The 13,530-nt window shown below is 67.3% G+C and carries 7 protein-coding genes; all 7 read right to left on the reverse strand.

The features are described from left to right. Positions 1–46: 46 nt before the first annotated feature. Positions 47–736, reverse strand: a complete 690-nt coding sequence (locus tag K2Z83_RS20550) for an SUMF1/EgtB/PvdO family nonheme iron enzyme (protein ID WP_220597061.1) — start codon at positions 734–736, stop codon at positions 47–49. Further along, positions 681–3,425, reverse strand: a complete 2,745-nt coding sequence (locus K2Z83_RS20555; RefSeq protein ID WP_220597062.1) for an NACHT domain-containing NTPase — start codon at positions 3,423–3,425, stop codon at positions 681–683. Before K2Z83_RS20555 ends, K2Z83_RS20550 begins: the two co-directional genes overlap by 56 nt. Positions 3,426–3,541: 116 nt before the next feature. Further along, entirely contained in the window at positions 3,542–6,577 is a 3,036-nt protein-coding gene (locus K2Z83_RS20560; protein WP_220597063.1) for an NACHT domain-containing NTPase, read from the reverse strand. A 299-nt stretch (positions 6,578–6,876) separates the two neighbouring features. After that, positions 6,877–7,761 carry a site-specific integrase gene (locus K2Z83_RS20565; RefSeq protein ID WP_220597064.1) on the reverse strand — a complete coding sequence of 295 codons (885 nt, stop codon included), beginning with the start codon at positions 7,759–7,761 and terminating at the stop codon, positions 6,877–6,879. Between the two features lie 180 nt (positions 7,762–7,941). Beyond that, complete coding sequence (locus tag K2Z83_RS20570; RefSeq protein WP_220597065.1) at positions 7,942–11,232, reverse strand: NACHT domain-containing NTPase; 3,291 nt, start codon at positions 11,230–11,232, stop codon at positions 7,942–7,944. A 94-nt stretch (positions 11,233–11,326) separates the two neighbouring features. Further along, positions 11,327–11,539 carry a DUF2281 domain-containing protein gene (locus K2Z83_RS20575; RefSeq protein ID WP_220597066.1) on the reverse strand — a complete coding sequence of 71 codons (213 nt, stop codon included), beginning with the start codon at positions 11,537–11,539 and terminating at the stop codon, positions 11,327–11,329. A 402-nt stretch (positions 11,540–11,941) separates the two neighbouring features. Beyond that, positions 11,942–13,530 (reverse strand): SUMF1/EgtB/PvdO family nonheme iron enzyme (locus K2Z83_RS20580; protein WP_255604354.1); only part of this gene is annotated, 1,589 nt, incomplete at its 5' end.

Below are 13,530 nucleotides of genomic sequence, written 5' to 3' on the forward strand. Positions count from 1 at the left end.
TCCTGCTGGCGAAGCCAGCGGGAGAGGGGGCTGGGGGGTGAGGGCCTTATTTGTGAGCGCGGAGGGACTGAACCACCCGAAAAGACCTGTAGTAGATCCCGTTGACCGGGTAGTCCCTGTCGCGGGCACCGCAGCACAGATTTTCTATTCCTTGTGCCCAACTATTCCAAGATACCACCACTATATCTGATTGTGTAAAGTCTTTTTCTGGCGCTGTCTGTCCCGGTTGCGCATCGGGTGTCGCCGTCCACTCTATCACATTCCCCAACATATCCTGCACGCCACAAACGGCGGTTCCCAGCGGGAAGCTGCCGATTGGCGATGGGGCACCAATGCCAGTATCTTGATAGTTCGCCCGCTCCGGGTCAGGTGGCTCGGTCCCCCAGGGGTGGCGGCGCTGGTCAGTGTGGCGGGCGGCGCGCTGCCACTCCAGCCAGGTCGGCAGGCGGATCTCCTGATCTTGCGGCAGCCAGTTAGACGTATGGCCTTCCGCCGTCAGCCAGCGGCAGTAGGCCGCCGCCTCGTACCAGGTGACGCCCACCACTGGCTGCAACGGCCCATTATAGCGCGCGACGCTCCAGTAGCGCGGGTGCGTGATCTGCGCTGGCTCGCCCTCAAAGCGGTAGCCACCCGGCAGCAGATAGGTTCGCCCGTGCGTCGTCCACCAGGGCTTATCAGGATCATAGCCGTCGGGGCCGTTGGCGGCCAGGAAGCGCGCGTAGTCGACGTTGGTCAACGGGTAGCGGGCCGATCTGGTAGGGCTGCACGATCTGGGCTTGCTTCAGCGGCTCGTTACGATCATCGCCGAACCAGAACGGCCCCGGCTCGATCCGGCACCAGTAGTGCTCATCGAACACCTTGCGCCACCCATCGGTCTGCAGCGCCGGTATACCAACTACGGCTAGCGGCAGGCGTGGATCGGGCGCCGGCGGCCGCCCGCCTGGGCGCGCAAGATCCTTCAGCTCGCCGTAGCAGAGGCGCCCGAGAGCCAGGCCGGCGCGATGCCGTAGTGCTGCGGGGGCTGCAGGGGGGCGCCCGCTGGCCTGGATCTCGCGCAGGGCTTTCACCACACGTGGCCAGAGCCCGCCATTGGCGACCAGAGTGGCGTCAAAGCCGCGGGCCCGCTCGGCTCCCACCAGCACCAGCAGGTCGCCGGCCAGAACCTGCTCCAGCGGGCTGCGCGCCAGCAGCTTCTCGGCCAGGGCGATCGGGCGCTCCAGTTCGCTCTCGCGCAGCACCTGGTAGCCCGCCAGCAGCAGCAGGGCCTCGTGCCAGTGGAGCTGTGTGGCCCGCTCCAGGCATTCGGCCTGGGCGTTGCGCATACCCTTGAGGTGGAAGCCGGCCAGAAACTCCTGGAAGGTGCGGTGGGCGAAGGTGTAGGTCTTCGGCCCGCGCTTGAGCAGCAGGCCGTTGCCCCGGGCCAGAGCTTGCAACACCGTCGCCGCGCGGGTCTGGCAGCGCACCGGGTCGGGGTCGTAGTCGGCGAAGCGCTCGGCCAGCACCTCCAGCACCTGGGACTCGCTCAGGTCGGCCGGGCCGCTAGAACGCTGGTCGCGCTCGGTCAGGCTGTGGGCCGTGAAGCCCAGGCGAGCCATCAGGGTGAGCAGGTCGTTGCTGCCGAATCGGCTCAGCCCCAGGCGCGCGATCAGGCTCTCCTCGCCATCGCGCGGCTGGCGCCAGGTCAGCAGCAGCAGGTCGATGCACTCATCGTAGAGCCTGGCCCGGGCGTCGGGCAGGGTGCCGCGAAAGGCGTGGACCTGGGCCATCAGGGTGAGCAGGAGCGGCGTAGACGCCAGGGCGCGTAGCTCGTCGCGGCTCTGGACCGCGCCCTGCATCTGGCGGGCCTCGGCGGCGGCCTGGGCCGCCGGGCGGCGCCCGCTGTCGGCGAGTTCGGCGTACCAGGCCGCAATGAAGGTGTCGATCTGCGCCGGCTCCAGGTCGGCCAGGGTGTGGGTCTGAAAGCCGGCCAGCTGGCGCAGCCGCTCCTCTTGGTAGTCGAGCACGCGGCAGGTGACCAGGATCGGCCCAGGGAAGGCTTTGGCCGCATCGCCGATCGCCTCGGCAACTCGTGGCAGCACCGCATCCCCAACCACCTCGTCGAGGCCGTCGAGCATCAGCAGCGCCTTGCCGGCGCGCAGGGCGGCGATCAGCGGCTCGGCGGCGTGGGCGCAGCCCTGCTCGGCGGCCTGAGCTTTGAGGAAGTCATAGATCAGGCCCACGCTGCCCCGGCGGGCGGCGGCGACCGCCGGGAGGGCCGCCAGGTCGCGCAGGATGATCGGCACTGGCAGCAGGGCGCCGTAGCGCCAGCCGGGCAGCTGCTCCAGAGCCTTGGCAGCGTCAGGCGTTTTGCGGATGGCGACCAGGGCGGCCTCGGCCAGGCCGTGGGCCAGATGGCTGACGAAGGTGCTCTTGCCGCTGCCCGGCGCGCCGAGCAGCATCACGCGGCCGCGCGGCGCGCGCCCGATCACCTCGATGGCGCTGAGCGGGCGCTGGCGCTCGGCGCGCTGCTCGCCCTCTGCCTCCACCGTGCTGGTGGTGTTCAGCGCGATATAGACCCGGGCCAGCTCCATGGGCCGGGCGTAGCTGGCGTCGGTCGGGTCGATCTTGCTCAGGTCGAGGGCATTGCGCGCGTGTTGGGTCAGATCCAGGTAGCCCAGCACGTCGGCCCGCCGCCGGGCGGCCTCGGGGTCGGGCAGGTTGTTGGTGATCACCGTCAGCGGCGAGTCCTTCACCGTGCCGCCGGCCCCCGCGCTGATCCCGTAGCCCGGCTGCGGCTGACGGACGCCCTGGATGCGGATCGGGCTATCGCTGATCCGCGCGTCATTCCCGGCGATAACGCTGGCGTCGACCGACGCCTCGGTGTCGGCGACGCTGATCCCGCTGCGCTCGACCGTCGCCCGATCGCCGGCCTGGACGCGGGCGAGGATCTGGATCTGCTGCTGCGCCTCGGCCCGGATCGCCGCCCAGTCAGCCTGGGCCGGAGCCTGGAGGGCCGCCATGTAGGCGGGGGCGAGGGCGGCGAGGGGGCCGCCGGCCTCGGCCATGCCCTGCCCGAGGGTCGCGGCAAGCTGGTCGCGGCTCGCGTCGGGGAGGGCGGCGGCGACCTGGGGGCCGGCGGCGGCGAGGGTGGCGGCGGCCACCGCGAGGGCGCCGCGGTCGCGGTCGGCCAGGCCCTGCTCAAGCAGCTCGATGCGCTCGGCCTCGGCCTCGACGGGCAGCATGGCCAGGCGCTCGATCCAGCTCGAGGCGATATTGACCGCGATGTTGCCGATCACCAGCCCGGCCCCCGTGGCCAGCGCCGGCGCACCGAGCGCCACGCCCCCGAGGGCGACGCCGCAGCCCACGGCAAGCAGCGAGGCCGGGGCCAGCCGCCGAGCCGAGCGCTCGTTGAACAGGGTCCGCAGACGCGATTCGAGGTCGGCCATGATAAATCCTTTACAACCACGATTCCGCGCTACGCGCGGCTGGGGCTGCGCCCCAGACCCCCCGGAAGGATTCAGGAACACAGAAGCCAGGGGCCAGAATTCAGCATCCAGAAGCCTTATTCGTGAGCGCGGAGGGACTGAACCACCCGAAAGGAGCCGACGCCGTACCCGTTGCCCGGGTAGAACCTGTAGCGGGCACCGCAGCACAAATATTCTACTTCGTCCGTCCAGCCGCTATAGGAAATCACTACATCAGTATTTTGTGTAAAGTCTTTTTCTAGCAATCCCTGTCCCGGTTGCGCATCAGGAGTCGCCGTCCACTCCATGACATTGCCAAGCATATCCTGCGCGCCACAAACGGCTGCGCCGAGTGCGAAGCCGCCGATGGGCGACGGGACACCGATGCCGGTATCCTTGTAGTTCGCTCGCTCAGGGTCAGGCGGCTCCTGACCCCAGGGGTGCGGGCGCTGGTCGGTGTGGCGGGCGGCGCGCTCCCACTCATGCCAGGTCGGCAGGCGGATCTCCTGATCTCGTGGCAGCCAGCCGGCCTGATGGCCGTCAACCGTCAGCCAGCGGCAGTAAGCCGCCGCCTCGTACCAGGTGACGGTGACGACGGGCTGGAGCGGGTTATGGTAGCCCAGCCGGCCCCAGTTCGGCGGGCGGTAGCTGGCAGGCCCGCCGGCGTTCTTGCCCTGTCCCTGGAGCCATCGCCAGCCATTCTCAGTCCAGTAGCACTGCTGCGCATAGCCGTCGGCGGCGATGAAGCGGGCGAAGTCGGCATTCGTCACCGGGTAGCGCGCGATCTGGTAAGGGCCATCAATTCGTACCCGGCGCAGCGGCTCGCGAGTCTTGCGCTCGCCCTGACCGCGCAGCGCTCGTCCTACGGCAGATACCGCCCGCTTCACCACTGACTCGTCATCTTCCTCCTCCGGCGGTCGGTCATCGCCTGACCAGAACGGCCCCGGCTCGACCGGGCACCAGTAGTGGGCCAGGGCCTGTGGCCAGCCCTTGGAGCGCTGGGCGCCCAGGCCGATCACCGCGAAGGGCAGGCGCGGGTCGGGCATAGGCACCTGGGCCGCCGGGCGATCCAGGCTCTCCAGCGGGCCATAGCAGAGCAGCCCGAGGGCCAGGCCGGCGCGGTTGCGCAGGGTCGCCGGCGCCTCGGGGGCACGACCGCGAGTGAGCAGGCGCAGCAACGTCGTGCGGGCGCGCGGCCACAGCCCGTCGGGCAGCTTCAGCAGCGCCGGGTCGTACTGCTCGGCCCGCTCCTGGCCGATCAGCACCAGCAGCTCGCCGGCCAGGGCCTGCTCTAGCGGGCTGCGCCCAAGCAGCTGCTCGGCCAGGCTGAGCGGCTTCTCCAGCTCGCGGTCCTGCAGCACCTGGTAGCCGACCATCAGGGTCAGCACCTCGTGCCAGTGGGCCAGCGGCGTGCGCTCCAGGCAGAGCTTGCGGTAGTCGCGCTGGCCCTTCAGGTGGAAGCCGGCCAGAAACTCCTGGAAGGTGCGGTGAGCGAAGGTGTAGACCTCTGGGCCGCGCTTGAGCAGCAGGCCGTTGCCACGGGTCAGCGCTCCAAGCACGATCTCGGCGAGCTGGAACTTGCGCGGCGCATCGTAGCGGGCGAAGCCCTCGGCCAGGATCGCCATCACCGCCGGCTCATCCAGGTCGGCCGAGCCAGTCTGCTCAGTATCGCGCTCGGCGCGCAGGTGGGCCTCATAGCCCAGGCGGGCCATCAGCGCCAGTAGGTCGGAGCTACGGAACTGCGGCAGGCCCAGGCGCTCCAGCAGGTCGCTCTCGCCGCGCGGCTGGCGCCAGCGCAGCAGCAGCAGGTCGATACACTCGGCGTACAGCAGCGCGCGGGCGTCGGGCAGGGTGCCGCGAAACGCATGGACCAGGGCCATCACGGTGAGCAGCAGCGGCGTGCCGGCCAGGGCGCGCAGCTCGGGCCGGCCGGAGACCGCCTCGCGCAGCGCGCGGGTATCGGCCTCGGTCTGCGCGGCCGGGCGACGGCCGCTGGCCTCCAGCTCGGCGTACCAGTCGCCGACGAAGCGCAGGATCTGCGGCTCGTCGAGCTCGGCCAGCGTGACGGTCGGGAAGCCCGCGATCTGGCGCAGCGGCTCCTCCTGGTAGTCGAGCACCCGGCAGGTCACCAGCGTGCGGGCGACATAGCCGCGCCGGGCGTCGCTGATGGTCTCGACCACCCGCTGGAGCACCGGGCTGCCGACCACCTCGTCGAGACCGTCGAGCAGCAGCAGGGCGTTGCCAGCGCGCAGCGCAGCGGTGAGCGGCTCCAGCGCCTCGGCGCAGCCGGCGTCCTTCAAAGTCGCGGCGAGAAACAGCTCAAGCAGGCGCAGCGAGCCTTTGGGGGCGGCGGCCAGCGGGGCGAAGGCAGCGAGGTCGCGCAGGATGACCCGCACCGGTAGGAGCGGGCCAAGCCCCCAGCGTGGTAGGCAGCTCAGCCAGCCGCCCTCGGGCTGCAGGTCAGCCAGCCCGCGCTCGCCGAGGGCCGCGCCGGCCAGGCAGAGGCTCAGGTGGCTGACGAAGGTGCTCTTGCCCCCACCGGGCACGCCCAGCAGCATGGCGCAACTCTCGTCGTTCAGCACCTCGACGGCGCCCAGCGGGCGGGTGGGCCGGCGATCGAGATCCTGGAGCGGCTCGTCGAGTTGAAGGCGCACCCTACCTTGCCTACTGGGCCGCGCATCAGCTTCCGCGTCAGTCAGCTCGATCTGCTGGGTCGTGTTCAGGCTGATATAGAGCCGGGCAAGCTGGAGCGGGCGGGTGTGGGTCGGATCGGTGCGATCGATCTGTACCAGTGGCAACGCGTTGCAGTCGGCCATCGTGCGGCGCAAGTAGGCGATCAGGGCGGCCGCGCGGCGGGCCTCGGCGGGGTCGGCTGGCGGCGGGAAGGTGACGTTGTCGGCGTGGCCGACGACGCTGACCGGCGCGCCGCTAATGCTGCCGCTGTCGGTCTGGATGCTGACCGACACGCCACCGGGGCCGGGCGCGGGGCTGGAGACCTGGGCGAGCAGTGCGTCCACCCGGGCTTCGCCGTGGAGATCACGCAGGCGGGCCAGGGTCTGGGCGAAGGCGGGCTCGCCCATCATCTGGCGGAGGCTGAGCAGCGAGCGGAGCTGGGCGGCGAGATCGTCGGACATAGAGCCTCGCGGGAAGGGGCGGAAGCGGATTACGATCCGCTGGCGCTGGCGTTGGCGCTGACCTCCTCAGTATAGCCTACAGGTGTAGGACAGGGCAATCACTGTAGGGGACAAGAAGAAGTAGACGATCCGAATGTTTCGGATCGGAAGCGGCGCAACTAGCAAATAGTGATCGCATGATCGCCCGATCACTATTAGTGATCGGGGGGTGATCACTGTCATATTCCGCGCCCTGATGCGCAGAACGACACATGGTGATCGCAGTGATCGCTTTTTGTAACAGTACGCGGTGCGCCTCGCTACGACGGCTGCTCCAGCGCGTCGCGCACATGGGCCTCGGCGAGCTCGGCGTAGCCCTGGGTCGAGCGCGGGTCGCGGTGGCCGAGCACCCGCTGGACGATCTCTAGGCGCTGGCCCTGCTCGACCAGCTCGGTGGCCCGGGTGTGGCGCAGCTGGTGCAGGGTGTAGCGCGGCCGACCGGCGTCGTCGGCGAGACCAGCGTCGGCGCAGGCATGGGCCCACTGATAGTGCAGCGCGTCGTAGCTGAGTCGCGTGCCCCGGTTCGAGCGGAAGAGCGGTGCGTGGTCCGGCTCGCCCTTGCGGGAGCGCAGCTGCGCCCGCAGCCCGCGCAGGCTCTGCGGGGTCGCCGTCGGCCCAAGGACGACCATACGCTCGGTGCGATTCTTGGGGTCGCGGACGTGCAGCGCCTCGCGGCCGGGGTCGAGGACGACATCGCCCAGGTTCAGGGCCAGCACCTCCCCGGCGCGCATGCCCGTCTCGCGCAGGATGGTCAGGGCCAGGCGGAAGGGCTGCGGCGCGGCGGTGATCGCCCGGGCGACCGCCTGGCGGTCGGCGTCGGCGCGGATCGGGCGGGGCAATCGGCGCGTTCGTCGCGGGCTCTCCAGGCTAGCCGTCGGGTCGGTGGACAGATAGCCATCACGCAGCGCCCATGCGCAGAGCGCGCGTAGGGCGGCCAGGCGGCGGGCGGCCGTGCTCGGCGCGATATCCCTATCGAGATAGTGTCCCAGCGCCTCGCCGGTTAGATCGACGAGCGCCGGAGGCAGTACCGCCGCGGCGGCCGCGAGATCCTTACGGTAGGCGCGCAGGGTCGACGGCTTCAGCCGCCCGCGGGTGCGCGGGTCGCTGAGGAAGGCGTCGAGGGTCTCGGCGAAGCTGATTGGCATCTTGTCCTCTTGTTGCCAAGAAAATCCACTACTATGCTGATGACACAGACAGAGAGGAAGGCATTGATGTGCGGCGAAGGAATGGAAGATGCCAGGAAAGACGCATTTCTGTTGCCAGCAGATACAGTGTGCGGGCAGTCTGGCGAAGCCAGCGGGAGAGGGGGTTGGGGGGTGAGGGCCTTATTCGTGAGCGCGGAGGGACTGAACCACCCGAAAGGACCAGTTGATGCCCCTGTTGCGCGGGTCGAACCCGAGGCGGACACCGCAGTACATTTGATCTAAATCAATACCAAACCATGAGGGAGAGAGTAATGCGATCTCATTAGGTGTAAATTCTTTCTGGGGCTGTAGTTCCCTATCTCGATCTCGTTTGTATGGCGTGCTCAGCCATTCCAATGTATTGCCGAGCAAATCCTCAGCGCCGCACATAGCCTGACCGGCAGGGAAGCATCCGACTGGCGAGGGTGCGCCAATACCAGTGGCCGCATAGTTGGCATGCTCTGGCGTTGGCGTTGTCTCTCCCCAGGGGAAGGGTCGCTGGTCGTTGTGGCGGGCGGCGCGTTCCCACTCCAGCGAGGTGGGCAAACGAATCTCTTGATCAGCCGGTAGCCATTGCTGCCACAGATCTGTGAGCCAGCGGCAGTAGGCGGCAGCCTCATACCAGGAGATGCCAACAACCGGCTGGGCTGGGCTGTTGTAGCGAGCGTCGTCCCAATAGCGTGGCCAGCGCACATACTCGTCTTGATTGTCCCAACGATGTCCACCAGGAGCGAGAAACTTCTTCCCCTCCTCTGTCCACCAGGACTTGTCGGGATCATAGCCAGCGGGGCCGTTCGCCGCCAGGAACAGCGCGTACTCGGCGTTGGTCACCGGGTAGCGGGCGATCTTGAAGGTGTAGGGCAGCTCGATCTGCTTGAGCTTTGAGGGGACGAACTGCAGCGTGCCATCTTCATTACGCTGGGTCTTGCCCTGCTTATCCTGCACACGCTCATCGCCGAACCAGAATGGCCCCTTATCAACATGGCACCAGTAGCGCGGCATGCCCTCGTAGTCACCATAGCCCAACGCCTCACCGGTCTTCACGTCGAGCAGGCGCGGGTCGCCGAGGCGGCCCAGAATATGACCTGCCTCCACGCGGGTGCCGATCGGCACTTGCAGATCGGCGATGGTGATAAGCAGCGCATCGATGACCAGGCGCCCGGCCTGGTAAATCGCCCCGCCAAGGTCGAGCAGGCACTCCCCGGCGCGCACCGCCGGGATGCCCCGCTTGTCGGACACGGTTGGCGTCTTGAGCAGCTCATCGAGGGCGCGCTGCACCCCGCGCGGCTCGCGGATCGAGGCCACACAGAGGCGCACGACCTCACGCCAGCCGGCCTGGGTGGCATACGCCTGGAGCACATTGGGCATCTCTGCCCGCTGGTCGAGCAGAGCGCGGGCGGCCAGGTACTCTTCAAGCGTCAGGTGCAGGAACCCGTACAGGCGCTTGCCTCGGGCCTGAAGCAGGCCGGTCTGGGTCTCGACCAGCTCAAGAAAGTCACGGGCGAGGTCGCCAGCATCGCCCTTCGAGACGTTATAGATCTCGCGGAAGGTCTTCGCCAGCTGGCGCTCCAGCTCACTCTGATCAACCAGGCCGCCAGGCTTCTCGCTGTGGATCCAGAGGGCGGTCGGGCCGAGCAGGTTGACGACGAAGCCCTCGTCGAGCTTCTGGCGATTGTTTTTGAGGTAGACATCAATCGGCCGGCCAGAGAGCGATCGAGCGCGGTTCCAGGTCTCGGCCAGGGCCTTGATGATCAGCTCGTAGAGCTCGACCCGCCGGTTGGGCAGGCTCACGCCGCCGATCCGGATCAGGGCGAGCATGGTGAGCAGCAGCGGGTTCTGGGCGAGCTCGGCAGCCTTCTCATTGGCGAAGATCGCCGCGATAAGATCGCGCTCATGCTCGCGGGTCTTGCGCTCAAGCTCTGCTGCGCTGACCGCCTCGTCCCAGCCGACCCGCTCGTAGGCGGCGCTCCAGTGGTGCGCGAAGAGCCGGATATCGTCGGGGTTGAATGGCTGCACCTCGGTCTGCATAAAGAGGATCGAGTCGAGGGGCGCCTCAGGGTAGCCGGCGATCCGGCTGGTGGCCAGGAAGCGGTTGCCGGGCAGATCCCAGGTGCGCACGAACGACTCAAGACAGCGCACGATCTCGAAGCGGTCGTCGCGATCCCGCACCTCGTCCAGCCCGTCGAAGAGCAGCAGTGCCCGCCCACTCAACAGCGCCCGTGTGAAGAGCTCGCCAAAATCAGGTTGGGACTTGCCGCAGTAGAAGTCGCTCAGGTAGTCGAGCGGCGCGAGATCGGGCTGCTGCTGGCGGGCCTCGGCAAAGGCGGCCACCGGGAAGAGGATCGGCAGCCAGGATTCTTCCAGGCCAATGCGCGCGAAAGCCTGGCCGCGCAGCAGGCTCAGCATCACATACTTGACCAGCGTGCTCTTGCCCGAGCCGGGATCACCCAGGATGACCAGGCGCGGCGTCTCGCGGATCAGCGTGTGAAGTGTTGTCTCGTTCGATTCCCTATACCCTACCAGGATGCGTCCGGGTTTCAGATCAGTGCGAATCTGCTCTACCCCTGGCGATGAGCTCCTGAACGGGCCGCGCAGCGGGACGTAGATCGCTTCGAGGGGCAGCTTGAGTCTATTCTGCACCTGCAGGATGCCGCGGAAGTCGAGGATCTCATACTCGCCGCGCACATACTCGCGGTAGCGGGCGTAGAGCGCGGCCATATCGGGCGGGGTGTCCGGCAGCGCGCGGTAGTTGCCCAGCAGGACATGTATGGGAGCATTGCTGATGGTACTGCCATTGCCGGCCGTGATCGTGGCCTGAATCTGCGGCTGGAGCAGCATCTCGCGCAGCATAGCCTCAACCCGCAGCAAGATCGCTGTCTGATCCTGGGCGGCGGCCCGCTGTGCGCGTACTTCGTCGAGCAATTGGAGCTGAGCCTGCTCCAGCACGATCGGGCGCAGGGTCGACTCCTTGCGGATCGCCTCAGGCAGGGCCTGGGTGAGAAAGGCGACCAGCGCCGGCCTGATCTGCTCCCAGTCCGGGAGCTGCTGACGGCGTAAAGCGGCGCTGAAGCGAAGGCCGCGCCGGTACAGGTCGAGCAGGCGCCCGAGGTTCGGCGTCTCGCTGAGGAGTAACTCTTCGATGGCCGCTTGAACGAACTGCTTAGCCTCAGGGCTTTCGATCTGAAGCACCTGCAAGGTAGCTTCCATCTGGCCCGGGTCGCGCCAATCGCGCTGAAGCGTATCGCTCGCCTGCCGCACCGCCCGCTCGAAGGCTTCTCGCTGCCGCTTGTCGTCGAGCCGCATCCAGCCGGCCAGCTTGATCTTGGCCGCCGCCCAGGCGTCGCCGCCGGCCGCGTCGCCGACCCCGCCGGCGATCGCGCCGGCGGCGGCGGCAGCGATGGCGGTGAGGAGGAATGTGGTTAGCGGGTCCATAATGGCCCTCACCCCCAGCCCCTCTCCCGTTCGCTGCGCGAACGGGAGAGGGGAGTCTATAGCTCAGGATCAAGGACGGCGCACCAGGATCGTCTCATTGCGCAAGAAGCTGGGCATACACATCGTCCTCGTCATTATCCCAGATTGCATCGAGGGCGGCCTGGCTGGCAGCCTGCCAGTCGAGGGCATCATCAGCTTCGGAGGCGCTGCGCTGACGCTGCTTCATCAGTAAGAACTCGATAAAGTCTTCAACCTCGCGTTGCAACTCAGGCGTGAGGGTCTGAAATTTTTCGATCACCGTCATCATACGCTCCTTTACCTTTGGGTATCCAGACACCTGCATTGTACACATCGACTGAGCGATTTGCAGGCTTTGCCGATGAGCGATTTGCAGGCTTTGCCGACCGGGCCTCTCCCCGAGCGCTTGCCGCGCCGCGCCCGCCGGTAGGCCGCGAGCAGGTGCTCGAAGTCATAGATCTGGTCGTAGAGATAGCGGTATGTGGTAGGCATAGCGCAACGGCTTTACAATCGCGTCCCCCCTCGCCCGCCGCAGCGGGCGAGGGGGCCAGGGGGTGAGGGCCGGCCAGCCCCTAAATCATTTACACGTATCCTTAAAAAATATGCGCGGCTGGGGCTGCGCCCCAGACCCCCCGGAAGGATTCAGGAACACAGAAGCCAGGAGCCGGAATTCAGCATCCAGAAGCCTTATTTAGTGAGCGCGGAGGGACTGAACCACCCGAAAGGAGCAGTCGCCGCTCCTGATGTCCGGGTTGTACCTGCCGCGGGCACCGCAGCACATCCATTCTAAATCTTCACCCCAAGAGCCGCTTCGAAGATCTGCGCCATCCCCGACTGTAAAGTCTTTTCTGGCATATATTTCTTCGATCTGCATAGAGTCAGTGCTCGTCCACTCAGCGACATTCCCCACAACGTCGAGTGCCCCACAAACAGCCTGATCATGGAGGAAGCATCCTACCGGCGAAGTGGAGCCCAGGCCAGTTTTGTCATAGTTCGCCTGCTCAGGCGTCGGTGTCGCCTCACCCCAGGGAAAGGATCGCGGCGGGCCGGTGTGGCGGGCGGCGCGCTCCCACTCTAACGAGGTCGGCAGGCGAATCTCCTGATCCTGCGGCAGCCAGCCGCGTTCCCATCCGATCGCTGACAGCCAGCGGCAGTAGGCAGCAGCCTCGTACCAAGAGACTCCGACGACCGGCTGCGCCGGGCTGTTGAACTGAGCGTTGTTCCAGTAGTTCGGCTCGGTATATCGCGGCTGCCCATCAGGAAAGAGGTATTTCTTTCCTTCCTCCGTCCACCAGGGCTGTGTGTTGTCGTAGCCATCAGAGCCGTTGGCCTCCAAGAAGGCGGCGAATTCGGCGTTGGTCACCGGGTAGCGGGCGATTTTAAAACTGTAGGGCAGCACGATCTGCTTGAGCTTTGTGAGATCGCGCTGCGGCGTCCCATCCTCATTCCGCTGGGTCTTGTCCGTTTCATCTTTCACCCGCTCATCGCCAAACCAGAATGGCCCCTGATCGGCCAGGCACCAGTAGCTCGGCACATCGTCGTAGTCGCTGTGGCCTGCTGCCTCACCGGTCTTCAGATCGAGCAGGCGCGGGTCGCCCAGGCGACCGAGGACGTGGCCGGCGTCAACGCGGGTCAGCAGGGGCACCTGCGGGTCGGTGAGCGCCCCCAGCAGCGCGGCGGTGACCGCACGCCAGGCACGCTGGGTGGCCCCGTTGCGCCCGATGTCCTGCAGGCACTCGCCGGCCAGCACGACTGGGCGGCCGCGGTCCTTCTCATCGGTTGGCGCGGCCAGCAGGTGGAGCAGCAGGCGCTGGGCCTCCTTCTGCGAGACCGAGGCCAGGGCCAGGCGCAGCACCTCGCGCCAGCCGGGGTCGCTCGCCCGATGGTGGATCTCCGCATCGGCATCTTTGACCACGACCGACTCGAGCAGGGCGCGCGCCGCCAGGTACTCCTCGAAGGTCAGGTGGAGGAAGCCGTAGCGGCGGTGGCCGCGCTCCTGGAGCAGCCCGGTCTCGCGGTTGACCAGATCGATAAAATCCTCGGCCAGGCGGCGGGCCTTGCCCATCGGCAGCCCGTCGGTCTCGGCCAGGATCTCGGCGAGCTTGCAGGCCAAGTCGCGCTCCTCGACAATCCCGCCGGGGTTCTCGGTGTGAATCCAGAGGGCGGCCGGGCCGAGCAGGTTGACGACAAAGCGCTCGTCGATCTTCTCCTGGCCTAGGTAGACCTGGATCTCGCGGCCAGCCAGGCCACGCGCGCGGTTCCAGGTCTCGGCCAGCGCCT

The organism is Oscillochloris sp. ZM17-4, assembly GCF_019599295.1.
GTDB lineage: Bacteria > Chloroflexota > Chloroflexia > Chloroflexales > Chloroflexaceae > Oscillochloris.

Bases quoted from the DNA above. Each gene is read 5' to 3' on its own strand.
- K2Z83_RS20555 (WP_220597062.1), bottom strand. From the start codon at position 3,425: ATGGCCGACCTCGAATCGCGTCTGCGGACCCTGTTCAACGAGCGCTCG.
- K2Z83_RS20560 (WP_220597063.1), bottom strand. From the start codon at position 6,577: ATGTCCGACGATCTCGCCGCCCAGCTCCGCTCGCTGCTCAGCCTCCGC.
- K2Z83_RS20565 (WP_220597064.1), bottom strand. From the start codon at position 7,761: ATGCCAATCAGCTTCGCCGAGACCCTCGACGCCTTCCTCAGCGACCCG.
- K2Z83_RS20570 (WP_220597065.1), bottom strand. From the start codon at position 11,232: ATGGACCCGCTAACCACATTCCTCCTCACCGCCATCGCTGCCGCCGCC.
- K2Z83_RS20575 (WP_220597066.1), bottom strand. From the start codon at position 11,539: ATGATGACGGTGATCGAAAAATTTCAGACCCTCACGCCTGAGTTGCAA.